Raw genomic sequence first — 18944 nt, forward strand, 5'->3', positions numbered from 1 at the left:
CGAAAAACGGCCACCGGATCAGATCCGGAGGCCGCCGCCCACTTCTTCTAGCATGACACAACCTATACGAGAGAAAGGTCGCAGAGTCAAGAATTTTCGCAACAGCTGCAACGGGTTGCGTACGGCGCGGGTTAAGGAAACACTAACGGCAGCCCCGGTCACGGCAAATGATAGGACAGGAACCTCTCCGTCCCCTCGCCATTGTGGCTCCATCTCGCCCGCACCCCGAACACCTCGGAAACCGTCTCCAGGGACAACGCCTCGGCAGGCGCGCCAAAGGCGACCAGCCGCCCCCCGGACAGTACCGCCACCCTGTCACAGGTCATCGCCTGGTTCAGATCGTGCAGCGCCATCACCGTTGTCACTTTAAGCGCGCGGACACAGCTCAGGATCGACAGCTGGTGGTGAATGTCCAGATGGTTGGTCGGTTCATCCAGCAGCAGCAGCCCCGGCTGCTGCGCCAGCGCGCGGGCAATATGCAGCCGCTGGCGCTCTCCACCCGACAGGGTTGCCCACTCCCTGTGCGCCATCCCGGCCATGTCCACGGTCCGCAGCGCCTTGTCGACCTGCCACGTGTCTTCCGCCTGCCAAGGCCGCAGGGCCGACAACCACGGCGTGCGGCCCAGCTCCACCACCGACCGCGCACTCACCCGCTCTGTCGTGTCGGCCTGTTGCTCGACAATGGCGACACGCCGGGCGATCTGCCGCCGCCCAAGCGCCGACAGGGGATCACCGGCCAGTTCGACCTGCCCCGAACTCGGGCGCACCAATCCCGCCAGCAGGCGCATCAGGGTCGACTTGCCCGACCCGTTGGGACCGACCAGCGCCAGCGTCTCACCGGGGTCCACGTCAAAGGACACACCTGACAACAGGCGCTTGCCGCGCACGGCGTAACTCAGGTCTCGGGCCTCGATCCTCATCGCGCGCTCCTTTGTCCGCGCACCAGAATGACGGCAAAGGCTGGCGCACCTATCAACGCAGTCACCACCCCGATGGGCAGGACCTGACCGGGGATGATGATGCGCGACACGATATCCGCTCCAATCAGGAACACGGCACCGATCAGGGCGGCGGTCGGGATCAGGCGGCGATGCCCCGGCCCCACCAGAAATCGCGCGGCATGCGGGATCACCAGCCCGACAAAGCCGATGGACCCCACGATCGATACCATGACCGCCGTCGTCAGCGCGGTGGCAAGGATCAGCACCGCCTGCACCCGCCGGACGGGTATGCCCAGCGACGCCGCGGAATCCGAACCAAAGGTAAAGGCATCCAGCGCGCGGGCGTGAAAACGGCAGATCAGCCAGCCGGCAAAAGCCACAGGTATCGCAAGATACACATCCGGCCAGCGCACCCCGCTCAGGTTGCCCATCAGCCAGAACATGATTCCGCGCGCCTGATCGGCATTGGCGGATTTGGCGATGATGAAGGCCGTCATCGCGTTGAACAGCTGCGATCCCGCAATCCCCGCCAGAACGATCTGCGCCGTTGCCGCCCGTCCGCCACCCGCACCCGCCGCACGGGCCAGGATGGCAACGAACCCAAAAGCCAGCAGCGCACCGTTGAACGCGCCAAAGGACAGGGACAACGCGCCGCCGCCCAATCCGGCGATGGTCACCGCCACCGCCCCGGTCGAGGCCCCGGCAGAGATGCCCAGAATATACGGATCGGCCAGCGCGTTGCGCAGCAGCGCCTGCAGCACCACACCCGCCACGGCCAGTCCCGCGCCGCAGGCCGCGGCGACCAGCGCCCGTGGCAGCCGGTAACTCCACACGATCCCCTGATCGATCGGATCGACGGCCAGACCCGCCCCGGCCAGCTTGTTGGCCAGCACTGAAAACACAAGCTCGGGCGCAAGCGCGGTTTCCCCGATCATCGCGCCCGCCAGAACCGCCGCAACCAGCACCGGCACGGCAAGGCACACGGCCCCCAGTACGTGCCGGGCGATTGCGGCGATCTCGCTCACTGGCTGTTACCGCCGCTGCTCAACTCCTCGGCCAGATCCTCCAGCGCCGGAATTGCGCGTATGGTGGCGTCCATGGCCTGTGCGTCCATGATGACGATGCGGTCGTTCCTGACCGCATCCATCCGGCTGGCCACCGGGTCGTTGCGCAGAAACTCCAGCTTTTTCTCATAGTCATCGGCGGCAAAGCGGCGACGGTCCATCTTGGCGATCACGATGACGGTCGGATTGGCCTTGGCAATGGTTTCCCAGCCCACCGTCGGCCATTCCTCATCCGTTTCGATGACGTTGCGGATGCCCAGCGCGTTCATCATATATCCCGGCGCGCCTTTCTGCCCGGCCACGAACGGATCGCTTTCCATCTCCGGGGACGAGAACCAGAACACGGCGGACACGTCGTCAAGTTCCACCGCCTTCGCCCTGGCAATGGCTGCGGCCTCGCGCGCCCTGTAGTCCGCCACCAGTTCCGCACCCTTCTCGGACGCCCCAAAGACAGCGGCCAGTTCCTCGATCCCCTGATACAGCGTATCGGTCGAGAACATCTCGATCCGCGTCCCGTCACTGCCGACCGAGTTGTCCTTGCCGACGCAATCGGCGGGCATCACATAGGTCGGAATGCCCAGTTCGTGAAACTGTTCGCGCGTGGCAACGATGCCTTCGGGGCCGACATGCCATTCATATTGCGCCGCCACCAGACCGGGCCGCCTGGCAACCACGCTTTCAAAGCTGGGGTCGTTGTCGGCCAGACGCTCCACCTTGGCGTTCACCTCGGCAAATTCAGGCAGAACCTCGTTGAACCAGACCGAGGTTCCCAGAACCTGCTCGCCCAGCCCCAGCGCATAAAGCACCTCGGTCGCGGCCTGACCGACCGTGACCGCCGACGCCACTGGCGCCTCGAACGTCACCGAATGGCCGCAGTTTTCGATGGTCAGCGGAAAACTTTCGCTGGCGGCCACACTTGCCGCCGACAGAGACAGGGAAAGGCCCACAAGGCCGGTACGCAAAACCATGATGATCGATCTCCATATGTCAATGACCGGAGAACGGGTGAAAGGGCATTGACCAAAGCGACAGTCGCATTTCGTCTTCTGTCGGTGCAGGGCGGCGCACGGCCCCCCGGCAGGATCCTTTGGCAACCTCCCCGGACAACCCCGTCCGGTGTGTTTCGGTTTTTACCGGCAGGTCTCCTGACTGACGGGTCGTCGCCTGTCCTGTCTTCCCAGACCTGAAAGGCCCAGTGACACGAACGGACAGCGCTCGCCGCCTACAGTTGCGGGGGCAGTTCCGGTTGATGCCGCGCGGCACCTCGGATTCCCTCTTAGCCCTTTCGGGACCGGTACCGCGCGCTTAGTGCAATCCTTACGGTGCGGCAAGAAAATTCTGCGCGCGCCCGGGCTAGCTCTGCAAAAGGTTCAGCACCGCATCGCGCTCTGACAGAACCAGCAACAGCGCCAGATCACCGGGCTCGACCCGATCCAGGATCATCCTGCTGGCCTCGACCGGCGAGGCCGCGCGCAGAACCTGATCCTCCCGCAGCCCGCATTCCGTGGCGGTCTGCCGGATCAGCGCCGGAATCTCGCCCAGCTCACGCCCCCGCAGATACCCTTCCAACTCGGCGGCGACCACCACATCCGGTTGAAACCCCAGCGCCGTTCTGGTGACCTCCCGGATATCCTGGTCCGACCGATCGCCCGCATGGCTCAGCACGATGAAGCGCCGCTTTGCCGACAGCCCGCCCAGCGCCTCGCACACGGCCGCAATCGAATGTGGATTGTGGGCAAAATCGACAAACACCCGCGCGCCGTTAAAGGCGAACTCGTTGCACCGGCCCGGATTGTCACGGGCATCGGGCCTGAACCCGGCCAGCCCGGCGCGAATGGCCTCAACCGGGATCTCCATCGCACGCGCAAGGCACAGCGCCGCCATCGCGTTCAGGATGTTATAGCGCGCCGCACCCCCCATGGTCAGCGGCACATCGCGAACCGATTGAATGACCTGCTCGGCCTGCCCATCGAAGAACACGATCTCTTCTCCACGCAGGAACGAACAGCACTCTCCCCGCTCGCGGGCGCGGCGGATCAGATCGTTTTCCGGGTCCAGCGAGAACCACCAGATCACACCCGGCGTGGTTTCCGCCTCGTCCCGCACAAAGGGATCATCCGCGTTCAGGACCAGAACACCGCCCTTCTTCAGGGCGCGGCGCACGGCAAACTTCGCCTGCGCCAGTTCCGGCACCGTGTTGACGCCGTACTGGCCCAGATGATCGTTGGCCACATTCGTCACCACCGCGGCCGAGGCCGCGCGGGTCGGCAGCCCCCGGCGCAGGATGCCACCGCGCGCCACCTCAAGACAGGCGATCTCAAGCCGACGGTCCCGCAACAGCATCCGTGCACCGCCCGGCCCGGAATAGTCGCCCCGGTCCAGGATATCGTCCCCCACCCGCACGAACTCGGTCGAGGTCAGCCCCGCCACCCGGCCCGACGCACGGGCAATCGCCTCCAGCAGACGGGTCGTCGTGGTCTTGCCGTTGGTGCCGGTGATGAAAGCGACGGGAATGTTGTGCAACGCGCCCCAATCCACCGCGTCGGGCGAGGGCAACGCATCCCAGGCCCATGTCCGGCTGCCCGCGCCGTGACCCAGCGAGATCTCGTCATCGTCGCACAGGATATCGACGCCGTGCTTCTCCGCCGCCTTGATCAGCGCGATCAGGGCCGGGTTGGCCTCACGCTCCATGACGCCCCTGAGGTCGGCAACCATCGCCTCGAAATTTCCCGAGGCCGCCCCCGTCAACTCCGCCGCACAGAAATGCCAGGCGGTCTGGGCCGCAAATACCGCCGAATACAGCTGATCCATCGGCGCGGAAATCGCCAGGTTCACGCCGCCGGTGAACGCCCGCCACGCCAGCGCCTCATCCTGCCAGCCCAGCGCATCCAGCACGCGGCGCGCATGCACCTGCCACAAGCCGGTGACACGCTGCGCCAGATCACCGTCGAAAAACACATCGACAACCGCCCCCGGACTGTCCCACATCAGGCCCGGCCCGGTCAGCCGGCGCGCGTCGTCCACACGAAACAGATCGCTTTGCGCGCAGGTGATGGTCAGCGCGGTTTCAAGCGCCTCTATCCTGTCCATGTCGCCCCCTCAGTCGGAGTCCTCACCAACATCCCGCGGCAGCCGCACGCCGCGTTCATCCCGGATCAGCGCCTGATCGCTGTCAAACAGCTCCTCGAACGCGCCGGGAACGGGTGCAGGCGCCGCCGCACTCGCCTCGGCAGACTCGGCATCCTCATCCGAATTGAAATAGATGATCTGCTTCCAGCACCGCGCCGTGTCATCACCAAAGATCACCAGCACGTCGCCTGGTGCCGCCATGTCCAGCGCCGCGTTGATCGCCTCGACCTCGTCGGGAATGACGCTGATCGCCTCCTCGGCAACTCCGCCCGACATCAGGCCCGATTTCAGCATCTGCGGGATTTCGTCATGGCCGCGCCCGCGGCGGTTGTCATCGGCCTTGCAGATGAAATGATCGAAATGCCCCGCCAGCGCCTTCGCCGCATCCGCCACGTCCTGATCGCGCCGGTCACCGGGCATCGAGACGACGCACAGCCGCCTGCCCTTGACATCCATCCGGTCGGACATCGCGCTCATCGCCGCCAGCGCCGCCGGGTTGTGCGCATAGTCCAGGATCACCTTGAAGGGATGCTCGTCAAACACGTTCATCCGCCCCGGTGCCTGGAAATAGCTGGTGTCGAAGGTGCGCAACCCGTGCCGGATATTGTCCAGATCGACCCCGAAACTATAAGCCATGGCTGCCGCGAACATGGCGTTCTGCACGTTGAAGATCGCCTTGCCCTCAAGTGCTGCCGGAATCAGATGCGACCACAGGATCGGGATATGCAGCCCGTTGTCATAGATGGTCAACATGTCGCCATTCATGCCCTGTTCCAGCACGATGGCCTTGCCGCCCGCCTGAATATGCTCCTTCACCAGGCTGTGGCCCGGATTGGTCGTCACGTAAAAAATGGTCTTGGCCGGCGCATAATCGGCCATTTTCAGACAGTTGATGTCATCGGCGTTCAGCACCGCCGTGTCGGTGGCGCTTTCCACCACCACGCGCTTGACCACCGCCAACTGCTCGACCGTGTCGATGCCGCCCAGCCCCAGATGGTCGGCCGAAACGTTGAGACACGCCGCCACGTTCGAGCGCTGATAGCCCAAACCCGACCGGACAAGCCCGCCGCGCGCGGTCTCCATCACCGCGAAATCCACCATCGGATCGCGCAGCACGATCTGCGCCGATTTCGGCCCCGTCATGTCACCCTTGACGCTCAGCTTGCCATCCACATAAACGCCGTCCGTCGAAGTCATCCCGACAATCTTGCCGCTGGCCTTCATGATATGGGCCAGCATCCGCGACGTCGTGGTCTTGCCGTTGGTTCCGGTGATCGCGGCAATCGGGATGCGGGTCTGCTGGCTGGCCGGGAACAGCATGTCGATCACCCGTCCCGCAACGTCGCGCGGCTGGCCCTCGGACGGGGCCACGTGCATGCGGAAACCGGGCGCCGCGTTCACCTCGACGATCGCGCCGCCGATCTTCTTGTAGGATTTGGTGATATCGTCGATCAGGAAATCGACGCCGCCCACATCCAGCCCCACCGCCATGATCGCGCGCTCGGCCATGTCGCGATTGTCGGGATGCACCACATCCGTCAGGTCGATGGCGGTGCCGCCGGTCGACAGGTTCGCCGTCGAGCGCAGATAGAAAATCTCGCCCTCGGGCAGCACCGTTTCTTCGGTCACGCCCGCATTCTCCATCAGGCGCCTGGCCTGAGTGTCGATCTCCAGCATGGTCAGCACCTTCTCGTGCCCGATGCCCCGGCGCGGGTCCAGGTTCACGATGTTGACCAGCTCGGCAATCGTGTGCTTGCCGTCGCCCACCACATGGCCCGGCACCCGCTTGGCCACCGCAACCAGCTTGTTGTTGACCACCAGCATCCGGTGATCGAACCCGGTAATGAAGCTTTCGACCAGAATGGCGCGGCTGCGTGAATGCTCCTTGGCCTCGGCAAAGGCGGTCTCGACCTCGGATTCCGAATTCAGGTTGATCGACACGCCGCGCCCGTGATTGGCATCCAGCGGCTTGACCACCACCGGAAACCCGATCCGCGCCGCCGCCTTGGCCGCCTCGCGCGCGGAATAGACCATGCGCTGTTGCGGCACCGGCAGGCCCAGATCGTTCAGCAGGTTGTGGGTGTCTTCCTTGTCACAGGAAATCTCCACCGCGATATGCTTGGTTTCCGAGGTGATGGTGGCCTGAATGCGTTTCTGGAACTTGCCATGCCCGAACTGCACCAGCGAGCCTTCGTTCAGGCGGATCCAGGGAATGTCGCGCTCCTCCGCCGCCCTGACCAATGATCCGGTCGAGGGGCCGAATTCCTTGCGCTGCGCCCGCAGGACAAAGCTGCGCAACTCGTCGTCCCAATCGAACTCGGGATCGAAATCGTACTCCAGCTGCTCTTTCAGCTCCTGCGGCAGCAGATGCATCAACAACCGCATCGCCAGCTTTCCGGCGGCCAGCCCCACGTCGCGCTGGCGGTATTCATAGACCATGTTGTACTGGCCCGGCTGACCGGTGCCGCGGGTCCGGCCAAAAGTCACGTCCGAGCCCGCCACGTTCTGCACCTCGATGGCGCAATGCTCCAGCACATGGCCCAGCCAGGTGCCCTCATCCTCGCGCAGGCGGCGGATGAACCCGCCGGGTTCGCGATAGGAACAGCCGTGCTCGGCCAGGCCGGGCAGCGCCGCAATCAGGGCGTCGATAAACGCAGGCCCGATACGGGCCGATGGCCACTCTTCCAATATTCCCAGATCAATGACATGCCGAATGACCGGAAAACTCGCCCAGACATTCGGGCCCACAAAGACATTGGTCGAGACGATTTTCATGAGGCTCCCCGTTTATCAGATTTTTATTCCCCCCCGGCGGCGGCCTTTTCCCCGGACACTTCCGGCAGGGTGCAGAACGCCAGATGCTCATCCGGCGGAAACGCCTGACGAGCCGTCAGGTCATAACGGCACCCTTCGCCCAGAACGTCAAGCCGAAGTCCAAGCAGGCTCAGCGCCTCTCCGGCGCGCGCATCCCACATTGACGAATGGCTGAGATGGCTGGCATCGACCACCGTGACCGATCCGCTGCCCACCACTTCCAGCACGTTGTCGGGTCCGATGAAGGCCGCCGTGTCCTCGTCGATACCCAACCCGATCAGAAAAGGGTTGAAGGATGAGGCGGTTAGCAACCGCCCCAGCCGGTTGCGCTGGGTGAAATGCTGATCGATGATGACGGCGTTGGTCAGCCCCATTCCCGGCGCCAGCGTGATATTGCCCTGCGCGGGGGCCGCGTTGCTACTGCCTCCGGCGACCATGTGTTCCGACATGATGGATGCCCCCGCCGAGGTGCCCGCAACAGGCACCCCCGCCGCATTCCGCCGCCGGATCTTCTGCGCCACCAGCGTGCCGCCCAGAATCGCCGACAGCCGCAACTGGTTGCCGCCGGTCATGAAAATCCCGGTCGCCCGGTCCAGCATCCCGGCAAAATCCGGGTTGTCGCAATCGGCCCGGCGCGAGATCGGCAGGAACTCGACCTTGCCCGCGCCAAGCTCGGAAAAGATGCGGTTGTAATCCGGCCCCGTCTCTTCCAGCATCGAGGCGGTGGGGATCACCACGATATCCGCCTTCGGTCCACCCGACATCTCCACGAACCTGCGGTGGATCTGCATTTCCTTCACGCGGTCTTCGCCGCCACCGATGGGGATGATGAACCCGCGCGGGGTGTCTGCAGCAACGGGTGCTGGGCACATGTCGAAAAAACCTTCCAGTCCTGAAGCGGGCAGCCGCCAGAGCCGCGCGGACGCTTATACCTGTTCATACATGCCGCGCCGGGCTATCTGGCCGTTGCGGACATGCCATTCCCCCCGTGCCATCACATGCCGCACCCCAAGGTTTTCGTCAAGAACCACCAGATCAGCGTCCATATGCACGCCCAACCGTCCCTTGCGGCGCAGTTTCAGCAAATCGGCGACATTCGAGGTGAACGGCGCCAGCGCCTCGGCCAGCGGCACCCCCATTCCCACCAGCGCGGCCAGCGTTTCCGGCAAGGTATCCGACAGGCCGATGCCAAAACGGGTCAGGTTCCCTTCGCGGTCAAAGGCAGGCAGGCATCCGCCGCCATCCGAGCTGATGGTGAACCGCTCCATCCGACCGCCCGCGTCGCGAAACCGCACAAAAGCCTCCGCAGCCGAAATTCCGGGCTCGACATGATCATCGGGAAAGGCGGTGGCATCGATGTAACAGCCATGCCGGGCCAGCGCCACGGCCTGCTCGAACAGCGGTTTATTGCGGTTGACATGGGTCGGGTTGAACACCCGCGCAGGGATTTCGGACGTGGCAATCGCCTGTTCCAGCATCGACAGCCCCCGCTCCCCATCGCCCATGTGGCAATGCACGATCCCCGCCTTGCCGGTCATCAGCCCGGCCACATGCGCCTCGCTGGCGATGCGCAGCACCTCGTCCAGCGTCGGCTGACTCGAGCGGTGATCGCTGATCGCCAGCTCCCCCACCCCGATCACCGGATCAAGAAACACGATATCGCCCCGCGCCGACCCGGTCAGCGTGGTCAGCGGCACATGATACCCCCCGGTATGACACCAGGCCGAAAGCCCTTCTTCGCGCAACCCATAGGCCTGCTGCACCAGCGTCTGAGTATTCCGCGTCAGGTCATCCGTACCCAGAACCCCGACAACCGAAGTCACCCCGGCGCGGGTAAAGGCCGACAGCATCATCGGCGGCACCCGGCTGGCCGGCCCGGTTTCGCCGCCACCCCCGGTGATATGCGCATGCGCATCGATCAGCCCCGGCACAACCGGCGCGCCCTCGGCATCCATCACCTCGGCCGTCAAAGCTTCCGGTATGTCGGGCAGACCCGCTCCCAGATAGACGATGCGCTCTCCGGCGATGACGATGTTGCCGATGCCAACCGGCTCGGGACTGTGGATCAGGGCGTTCTTGATGACGGTCAGCACAGGTCAGGTTCCTTGATGAAGGTGGCAGCAAAAACACTGCGTCACCTCTGACAGTTCGATTGGGCTTTGGGAAACGTTAAAGCAAAGTGACCCGCCCATTGATGATCAGATTTTGATAAGTCCTGATGCAACCGACCGCATTGGCAAGGTTGCATCACCCGGATCCGGCTCCGCCGGTCTCCAGTGGCGCGACGCAACGCAGACGGGCAAAGACGCTGCCCCGTCGAAATCGATCCATCAGACTGCCTGGGACTTGTACATTTCGCACAACACGCCCCCGAAAACCTGTACATTTCGGACAAGTCGGACAAGCGGGTCAGTCGCCCTCGCTCTTCCGCTGAGCCTCGATCTCGCGCCATTTGGCGACGTTGCGGTTGTGCTCCTGCAGCGTTTCGGCAAAGGCATGACCCCCCGTTCCGTCAGCCACGAAGAACACGTAATCCGTCTTCTCCGGCGCCACTGCGGCCTCAAGACTTGCCAACCCCGGATTGGCAATAGGCGTCGGTGGAAGGCCATCTATAAGATAGGTATTCCAAGGTGTTACGCGGCGAAGCTCGCTTTGTCGCAACCCGCGCCCCAGGCTGCCCTGACCCTTGGTGATCCCATAGATCACGGTCGGGTCCGTCTGCAGTTTCATGCCTTGTTCCAGGCGGTTGACGAACACACTCGCCACCTGCCCCCGCTCTTCTGGAACGCCGGTTTCCTTTTCGATGATCGAAGCAAGGATCAGCATTTCTTCCGGCGTCTCGATAGGCAACCCATCTTGCCGGGCCTCCCAAACCGCGTTCACCCTAAGTTGCTGTTTTTCCACCATTTTAGCAAGAACTTCGGCGCGGTTCGTCCCAGGCGTCACCTCATAACTGTCCGGTGCCAACATCCCTTCGGCCGGCAGTTCCCCGACCTCGCCGTCCAGCACGTCCATCGCCTTGAGGGCCTCGACAACCTGCCACGACGTCACGCCCTCGGCCATCGCAATGCGATAGCGGGTATCCCTCTCGGCGCGTTTTTCTGTATATTCTTCAGGCACTTGACCATCAGCAGGATCGAATTCGGCAATCTCGACAAACTCCAGCGTGGCCGGGTCCAGTTCCCGCACCTCGGTCTGGGTCCGCGTCACGCCAATCCGATACACGATTTCGGTCCCGCATGTGCTGGCCCCGCTGCGCGTGATCTCCTCGACAATCTGTTCCATCGACGCACCTTCGCGGATCAGAAAACTTCCCGCCTTAAGGTGTTGAGATTTATCGGAATAATCTGACCCCAAGCGGAAGATTGTGCCACTGGTCACCGCGCCCTGCTGCTCCAGATCACGGCTCACACGGGTCATGTTCGACCCACTGGCAACCCGCAGGCAGATGGCCGTATCCAAAGGTCCTTCAGCGGTATACTGCGACTTGCCCCACAGCACGACCCCAGCGGCCAGGAACATGCCCACCGCCAGAACAGTCAGCATGTTCGAAGCCAGACCCCGCCACATTTAGTTGGCCTTTCCGAAGATCACACTCGCATTTGTGCCACCGAACCCGAACGAGTTCGACAGGGCAACATCGATCTTGCGCTCGCGCTTGGCGTTCGGCGCCAGATCAAGCGGTGTTTCGACGGCCGGGTTTTCCAGGTTGATCGTCGGCGGGGCAACCTGATCGCGGATCGCGAGGATCGAGAAAATCGCCTCGATCGCCCCTGCCGCGCCCAGCAAATGCCCAGTGGCCGATTTGGTCGACGACATGGTCGCCTTTGCCGCGTGATCCCCCAGCAGACGCTCCACCGCTCCAAGTTCGATCGTGTCCGCCATGGTCGAAGTGCCATGCGCATTGATATAGTCGATGGCCGAAGGCTCCAGCCCGGCGCTCTTCAACGCGGCGCGCATCGAACGTTCGGCACCATCACCGTCTTCGCTAGGCGCCGTGATGTGATAAGCGTCGCCAGACATGCCGTAACCAAGCACCTCGGCATAAATCTTGGCGCCGCGTGCCTTTGCGTGCTCATATTCCTCCAGCACCACAACGCCCGCGCCCTCGCCCATGACAAACCCGTCGCGATCAACGTCATAAGGACGGCTGGCAGCTTTGGGGTTGTCCGCATACTTGGTCGACAGCGCCTTGCACGCGTTGAAACCCGCGATTCCGATTTCGCAGATGCAGCCTTCGCCGCCGCCCGCAACCATCACATCCGCATCGCCAAGACGGATCAGCCGGCTGGCGTCTCCGATGGCATGAGCACCGGTCGAGCACGCCGTCACGACCGAATGGTTCGGTCCCTTGAATCCAAAGCGGATCGACACCTGACCCGACGCTAGATTGATCAGCGCACCGGGGATAAAGAACGGCGACACACGGCGTGGGCCGCGGTCCTTGATCAGGTTGGCGGTTTCCGCAATCGATCCGAGCCCACCGATGCCCGACCCGATCATGACACCGGTACGCAGGCGAGCATCCTCATCCTCGGGCAGCCAGTCGGCGTCCTTGCACGCCATTTCGGCTGCAGCGATCGAATACAGGATAAAGTCCTGGATCTTGCGCTGTTCCTTGGGTGGCATCCAATCGTCGGGATTGAATGTTCCGTTCGTGCCATCACCGCGAGGTACTTCGCAGGCATAGGTCGTGGCGACTCCGCTTGCCTCGGCGTCGAATAAGGTGATCGGGCCGGCACCTGACTCTCCGGCCAGCAGCCGCGACCAGGATTCCTCGACCCCGCTGGCCAAAGGTGTGACCAAACCAAGACCGGTTACAACGACTCTGCGCATAGACTATGCCTCTTGCCTGCTTCCTGTTTGAAAACCGCTCATACCCCGGCCAAGGGGATGGGGGCAAGAGCGAGCATTCCTTTACAATCAGCGTTTTTCAGCCACTTGGCAATCGCAGAGCTCTGATGAACTTGCCGCAACACGCACCAGAGCAAGCGACTTCGCTGAACGGAACAAGACGTGCTCACCTCAAAACAGGTTCGATCTGAGGACCCGCCTCATCAACACCAATCCGACAGGTCGTCTTCCAAATGACGACCGAATTTCGCTCAATGCCAAAGGAACGCCAACCCGGCATGCTGCGTGGCAGCAATTTCGGGATGGCGCAGAAGTTTCTTATTGGAAATCAGCGACCGGTTCATGCGCAGACTGGGCGACAGCCAGCGCTTCGGACAGATCCAGTGTTTTGCGGAACAACGCTCTACCGACCATCGCGCCTGCGATATTGTGAATATACGCAAGACGCGAGATATCGTCGACCGAACGTACGACGCCGCTGGCGATGACGGGCGTCTTTGCCTCGGACGCCAGACCGGAAATCAGGCCCAGCTGCGCCTCGACGTCGACCATGTCGCTATTGATATCGGTCACCAGGATCGCTGCAAACGGCGTATCAGTGAACGCTTGGATAAAGGCTTCCGGCGTCCAGACACTCTGACTGCGCCACCCTTCGGTCATCACATAGCCCTGCCACACATCGACCGCCAGAACGATCTGGTCGGGATGGCGGATTGCCAGATCCTTGACCGTGTGTGGATCGCGCGCCGCAAACGTACCAAGAACAACGCGCCCCACGCCTTTGTCGATCCAATGGTCAACATTCTCGCGGGTCCGCATGCCACCGCCCAGCTGAACCGGAACGCCGACCGCGCGAATGATCTCTTCGATCAGTTCGGCATTCTCGTGACTGCCTTCAATCGCATCGAAATCGGTCACGTGAATCCATTCCGCACCGGCCTGAGCCCAGCTGCGCGCGGTCTCGACCGGATCGACATGCCACAGCATCGCCGAATCCAGCCGCCCCTTTTCGAGCGTCACGCAGCGCCCTTTTTGCAGTTCCATCGTGGGATAAATGATCATGAGCCTGTTCCTCTGCTCAGTCGTCGTGGAAATCGAGCATAGCATATCGCAGAGAGAATCGCAGTCATCTCACAGGATCGGCATCGTTTGCGCCATTTGCGGCGCACGGGCGAAAAATGCGTTTCACATCACGGCTGGTGGCCCATTGCGGCGAAACAGATTCACCAGCGTTCCGCGATACTCGGTTTCGCGCAGCGGCTTGTAACCCAGTTTTTCTACCAAGTTGCGGGATACTTCGTTGGCGACGTCCACCAATGCAACCAGCGGGCCGGGGATCACCCTGTCAAACCAGTCATGAGCGGCCTGCGCGGCCTCGTATCCCAACCCCTGGCCTTGAGCTTCTTGGGACAAGACCCAACCTGCTTCGGGGAACCGGTCGAAATCTTCGCCAAGGCAACGATTGCTGTAGAAAAAGCCTGTCTGCCCGATCATCCTGCGGGATGCTTGCGAAACAACCGCCCATTGTCCGAAACCAGTCATCTGCCAGTGACCAGCATTGCGCAGAAACGCATCCCAGGATTCGCCGCGCGTTCGCACCTCGCCACCGATAAAGCGGACGACCGTGGGATCGCTCCAGATTTCCGCAAACCGCTGAAAATCCTCAGGTCGCATCGCACACAGCGTCAAACGTGCCGTATTTATCATCGGGATGGATCGTTTCATGTCCTGCCCGTTCTGTTTTTTTGCCTCAGGAACGAAAATTGCTGGCGGTGCAGGCGTTGCGCAAGACGGAATCTGCATCGGTCAACAAAAAACGGCGCCTCCGTTGCACGGAAGCGCCGTTTTTTTGGGGTCACTCGAAAAGCTTAGGAAGCTTCGGTGATGAATTTTACGGCGTCGCCGAAAGTCTGGATGGTTTCGGCCGCATCATCCGGGATTTCGATACCGAATTCCTCTTCGAAAGCCATCACCAGTTCCACGGTGTCAAGGCTGTCTGCACCCAGATCGTCAATGAACGACGCGTTCTCGATGACTTTGTCCTCTTCAACACCCAGGTGTTCAACAACGATCTTTTTTACGCGATCTGCGACGTCGCTCATGTCTATTCCTCATTCCTTCAGGGCGCTTTGCCCGGTTCTGCCCTTGCCCGATCGGGCGGCTTTGATATGCCCGTTCCGGGCGGTTTGGGTCCCGGAAACCCCGGGGATTCGAGGACCGACCATCGGATCAGCCCTAACAGATACGCGCCGCCTATAGCACAGACAACGCAGGAGGCAAACGCTTTCCGCCTGCCACCGCCTGCGCCTACAACATGGCCATACCGCCGTTCACATGCAAGGTGCTTCCTGTTACATAAGCCGCTTCGGGGCTGGCCAAGTATAGAACTGCCGCAGCGATTTCTCCCGCCTCGCCCATTCTGCCCATCGGAACCTGCTGTAACAGGCCTGCTTTCTGGTCTTCTGTCAGTTTTTCCGTCATCGCGGTGGTAATGAACCCGGGGGCAACGGTGTTCACGGTGATTCCCCGTGATGCAACCTCATGGGCAATCGCCTTGGCAAGCCCGACCATACCGGCCTTGGACGCAGCATAGTTGGCCTGCCCGGGATTCCCGATGGACCCGACAATCGACGAAATGTTGATGATCCGGCCCCAGCGCGCCTTCATCATGCCGCGAAGAACACCTCGGCACAAACGCATGGTCGCGTTAAGATTGACATCAATGACGCTGTCCCATTCAGCATCCGACATTCTCATAAAAAGGTTGTCCTTGGTTATTCCGGCGTTGTTGACGAGTATGTCGACCGACCCCATGATCTCGGCTGCCTGTTTCGGCAACGCAACCACGGCGTCGGGATCTCCGAGATTGCAAGGCAGAACATGGGCGCGTTCGCCAAGTTCGTCAGCCAAGGCTTGCAAGGGCTCGACGCGAGTACCTGATAGCGCCACTGTTGCGCCCGCGTTGTGCAATGCGCGGGCGATTTCCCCACCGATACCGCCCGAAGCACCTGTGATCAGAGCGTTTTTGCCCGTCAAATCAAACATGATCATCCCCTTATTAGACTGCATGTCTTTTTCATACAGCTTATGTTCCTAAAACTGTCAGGTGTCGCCCGCTGTGATTTTGTTCACGTCATCGGGTGTTCCGACTGCATTGGTCGTAAGTACCCGGTCGATTTTGCGGATCATCCCCGACAGGGCTTTGCCCGCCCCGATTTCCCATAGTACGGTAACACCATTCGCCGCCATGTATTGTACGCTTTCCCGCCAACGCACAGATCCTGTGACCTGTGCGACCAAGAGCTGGCGGATCAGGTCGGGATCAGTCACAGCCTCGGCCCGCACATTGGACACCAGCGGGACGGTGGGCGCCTTGATTTCCACATCGGCCAGGGCTTGGGCCATCACATCCGCCGCAGGCTGCATCAAGGCGCAATGGAACGGGGCGCTGACAGGCAGCATGATCGCGCGCTTCGCGCCCATTTCCTTGGCAATCTCGGCGGCGCGTTCAACGGCCGCCTTGGCGCCGGACACCACGACCTGTGTCGGGTCATTGTCGTTTGCCGCTTGACAGACCTCGCCCTGGGCGGCCTCATCGGCAACCTCGCGCACCGCATCCAGATCCAGCCCAAGAATGGCCGCCATCGCTCCTTGGCCTACCGGCACGGCACTTTGCATCGCCAGCCCGCGCGTACGCAGAAGGCGCGCCGTATCGGATAAGCTCAAGGCTTCTGCCGCGGCCAGCGCCGAGTATTCACCCAACGAATGACCGGCGACAAAGGACGCTTTTGATACCGGGACTCCTTCGGCCTCCAACGCGCGCATGGCTGCCATCGATGTGGCCATCAGCGCGGGCTGTGCATTCTGCGTCAGTGTCAGTTCGTCAATATCGCCTTCCCAGATCAGCGTGCTCAGCTTTTCTCCCAAAGCCTCGTCCACTTCATCAAAGACGGCCCTTGCAGCCGGATAGGCATCAGCCAGCGCCTTGCCCATTCCGATCGTCTGGGCGCCCTGCCCCGGAAAAACGAATGCGATTGTCATTGCGACCTCTTACCTGACGTTGGGTTGCCGCGCGGTGTAAACTGCACAGGCGCGCGGCACAAGCTCTGCATAAAGACACGGAACCTGTGCGCTCTAAACAGTTGCACCTCGAGACGCGTCACATAGGTTTTCCACAAGACTAGCAGGAGAGCCGCACAGTGCCTTTTACCAACTCGTCGAGCCAATATGGAAGTATTGCCAAAACTTTCCACTGGTTGATCGCGTTGATGATTCTGACCGCCATTCCCTTGGGATGGGTCGCAAGCGAAATGGCCAAGGACATCTATGATCCGTCCGTTCAAACCACGATCGAGGACATTAGCCGTACCGTAACCGTGTTTTCCATCCACAAAACGCTGGGCGTATCAATCTTGTTCCTGGCACTCGCGCGAATCTTTTGGGCCTTGACCCAAACCAAGCCAGGCTTGCTGAACGCGGACAACAAGCCCGAAGCTTACGTTGCGGAACTCGTGCATTGGGTACTTTATGGGGCTTTGGTTCTGGTCCCGTTGACCGGCTGGATGCACCACGCCGCCACCGAGGGTTTTGCTCCGATCGTCTGGCCGTTTGGGCAAAACCTGCCATTTGTGCCCAAATCCGAATGGCTTTCCAGCTTGACTGACCGGCTGCATTGGATATTTCAGTGGGTTCTGGTTGTTGCCGTGGGGCTGCATGTGCTTGGCGCTTTCAAGCACCACGTGATCGACCGGGACGGCACATTGCGGCGCATGTTGCCCGGTCGGCCCATCGCCCCCGAACCGCCACAACAATCGCACAGCCTGCTGCCTGCCGCTACTGCTGTAGTCCTTTGGGCGACCGCACTGGGATATGGCGTCTGGAGTGGTGGTCAAGCCGCTGAACCGACGCCCGCCTCGAACCTCGCCCAGGTGCAATCGGACTGGCAGGTCGAAAGCGGGACACTCGGGTTCACGATCACACAGATGGGAAATGCCATCAAAGGCGGGTTCGCCGACTGGAACGCATCCATCACATTTGAAGATCCGGCGCAGTCTGGCCCGGCGGGGACCGTCAACGTGACGGTCTCGATCGCGTCCGTGACCATCGGTTCGGTTACCGACCAGGCAAAAGGCCCCGATTTCTTTGACGCCGCCAACTTCCCGACCGCGACATTCCAAGCCGAATTGTTCAAGACAGAGACTGGCTATGAGGCGCGCGGACCTCTGACAATCCGTGACCAGACTCACGACGTAGTATTGCCGTTCACACTTGATCTAAAGGGCGACCAGGCGACCATGTCCGGGAAACTGGCGCTTGACCGCATGCAGTACGGGGTCGGTTCGAACATCAAAGATGAAGCGTCCCTGAAATTCGAGGTTGATGTAGACATTGAATTGACCGCACACCGTTCGCAGTGACAACACGGCTGAGCCAAGATTGGTTACCTAAAAAACGGAGGCCATGCAGGCCGCCGTTTTTTTTGGAAAGGGTAGATCCTTACTCGACCTTCTGCGCCTCGACCGAAATTTTGATCTCGACTTCATCGCTCACGTAGGGCGCGAACATACCCAGGTTGAAATCCGAGCGCACAACTGTTGTGGTTGCATCGAACCCGGCCCAGGGCTTGCCAGCCACCGGATGCTCACCCAGCTGGTTCAGCGTGGCATCCAGTTCGACCGGTTTGGTGACCCCGTTCATAGTCAGCTCGCCCACAATCTTGGCCGAATTCTCGCCAGTGATTTCAATCCCTGTCGAGTTGAAGGCAATCATGTCACCCTCCTTGGCGCCAAAGAAATCGCCCGACATGAAATGTTCTTCGCGTTTTTCCCATCCAGTAAACATGGACAGGACCGGCATCGAGACCGAAACACTTGATGTTGCGGGGTTTTCGGGGTCGAACAAGATCTCGCCCTCGAACCCCGAGAACATGCCGGTCGTGGTCGAGAACCCCAGGTGGTTGTAAGTGAAAACCACTTGGCTGTGGCTTGCATCCAGAACATATTTGTCGGCAGTCGCCAGCGCCGATGTCGCGGTCAACGCCAAGACGGCGGCAAGAAGGGTCGTTTTCATAAAGTCTGCTCCACGTTAAGACGATGCGACCAATCGGGCCGCCCATCAAACGAAAATGTGCCGCCCCAGGGCG

General features: G+C 61.5%; 15 protein-coding genes, 1 pseudogene and 1 riboswitch. Of the genes and pseudogenes, 1 reads left to right on the top strand and 15 read right to left on the bottom strand.

Translation table 11 applies throughout. The features are described from left to right. Positions 1 to 409 precede the first annotated feature (409 nt). The 14 genes and pseudogenes from AC2FMY_RS02080 to fabD all read right to left on the bottom strand — a co-directional run. Positions 410 to 920: pseudogene (locus AC2FMY_RS02080) on the bottom strand (ABC transporter ATP-binding protein); the annotation flags it as partial. Then, entirely contained in the window at positions 917 to 1966 is a 1050-nt protein-coding gene (locus AC2FMY_RS02085) for a FecCD family ABC transporter permease (RefSeq protein WP_480748296.1), read from the bottom strand. The pseudogene AC2FMY_RS02080 and the gene AC2FMY_RS02085, both read right to left, overlap by 4 nt. Next, on the bottom strand, positions 1963 to 2973 hold the full coding sequence (locus tag AC2FMY_RS02090; protein ID WP_496744060.1) for an ABC transporter substrate-binding protein: 1011 nt from the start codon (positions 2971 to 2973) through the stop codon (positions 1963 to 1965). The genes AC2FMY_RS02085 and AC2FMY_RS02090 overlap by 4 nt, the downstream gene beginning before the upstream one ends. Before the next feature lie 150 nt (positions 2974 to 3123). Continuing rightward, a riboswitch (cobalamin riboswitch) is annotated at positions 3124 to 3316 on the bottom strand. A 42-nt stretch (positions 3317 to 3358) separates the two neighbouring features. Continuing rightward, positions 3359 to 5095 carry a Mur ligase family protein gene (locus AC2FMY_RS02095; protein WP_480748294.1) on the bottom strand — a complete coding sequence of 579 codons (1737 nt, stop codon included), beginning with the start codon at positions 5093 to 5095 and terminating at the stop codon, positions 3359 to 3361. 9 nt (positions 5096 to 5104) lie between these two features. Continuing rightward, positions 5105 to 7909, bottom strand: coding sequence for a cyanophycin synthetase (gene cphA, locus AC2FMY_RS02100; RefSeq protein ID WP_496744058.1), 2805 nt, complete (start codon positions 7907 to 7909; stop codon positions 5105 to 5107). Positions 7910 to 7932: 23 nt separating this feature from the next. Further along, complete coding sequence (locus tag AC2FMY_RS02105; RefSeq protein ID WP_496744056.1) at positions 7933 to 8820, bottom strand: cyanophycinase; 888 nt, start codon at positions 8818 to 8820, stop codon at positions 7933 to 7935. A 54-nt stretch (positions 8821 to 8874) separates the two neighbouring features. After that, entirely contained in the window at positions 8875 to 10041 is a 1167-nt protein-coding gene (gene iadA / locus AC2FMY_RS02110; RefSeq protein WP_496744054.1) for a beta-aspartyl-peptidase, read from the bottom strand. A 316-nt stretch (positions 10042 to 10357) separates the two neighbouring features. Then, positions 10358 to 11518, bottom strand: coding sequence for an endolytic transglycosylase MltG (gene mltG, locus AC2FMY_RS02115; protein ID WP_496744052.1), 1161 nt, complete (start codon positions 11516 to 11518; stop codon positions 10358 to 10360). After that, positions 11519 to 12784: a beta-ketoacyl-ACP synthase II gene (fabF, locus tag AC2FMY_RS02120; protein WP_480748289.1), complete on the bottom strand. Its 1266-nt coding sequence runs from the start codon at positions 12782 to 12784 to the stop codon at positions 11519 to 11521. A gap of 336 nt (positions 12785 to 13120) precedes the next feature. Then, entirely contained in the window at positions 13121 to 13864 is a 744-nt protein-coding gene (locus AC2FMY_RS02125) for a 1-(5-phosphoribosyl)-5-[(5-phosphoribosylamino)methylideneamino]imidazole-4-carboxamide isomerase (RefSeq protein WP_480748288.1), read from the bottom strand. Between the two features lie 123 nt (positions 13865 to 13987). Next, positions 13988 to 14527 (bottom strand): GNAT family N-acetyltransferase, encoded by a 540-nt coding sequence (locus tag AC2FMY_RS02130; RefSeq protein WP_496744048.1) that lies wholly within the window; start codon positions 14525 to 14527, stop codon positions 13988 to 13990. A gap of 143 nt (positions 14528 to 14670) precedes the next feature. Continuing rightward, a complete protein-coding gene (locus AC2FMY_RS02135) occupies positions 14671 to 14904 on the bottom strand; it encodes an acyl carrier protein (protein WP_480748286.1) in 234 nt (77 codons plus the stop codon). 205 nt (positions 14905 to 15109) lie between these two features. Then, a complete protein-coding gene (gene fabG, locus AC2FMY_RS02140) occupies positions 15110 to 15847 on the bottom strand; it encodes a 3-oxoacyl-[acyl-carrier-protein] reductase (RefSeq protein WP_496744046.1) in 738 nt (245 codons plus the stop codon). Positions 15848 to 15904: 57 nt separating this feature from the next. Then, a complete protein-coding gene (gene fabD / locus AC2FMY_RS02145; protein ID WP_496744044.1) occupies positions 15905 to 16843 on the bottom strand; it encodes an ACP S-malonyltransferase in 939 nt (312 codons plus the stop codon). Between the two features lie 158 nt (positions 16844 to 17001). Between fabD and AC2FMY_RS02150 the strand changes: the two genes are divergently transcribed. Beyond that, positions 17002 to 18219 (top strand): cytochrome b/b6 domain-containing protein, encoded by a 1218-nt coding sequence (locus AC2FMY_RS02150; protein WP_496806922.1) that lies wholly within the window; start codon positions 17002 to 17004, stop codon positions 18217 to 18219. 79 nt (positions 18220 to 18298) lie between these two features. Here the strand turns inward: AC2FMY_RS02150 and AC2FMY_RS02155 are convergent, their stop codons facing one another. Then, a complete protein-coding gene (locus tag AC2FMY_RS02155) occupies positions 18299 to 18871 on the bottom strand; it encodes a YceI family protein (RefSeq protein WP_480748282.1) in 573 nt (190 codons plus the stop codon). Positions 18872 to 18944: the final 73 nt, after the last annotated feature.

It is taken from the genome of Ruegeria sp. YKSE079 (assembly GCF_059612845.1).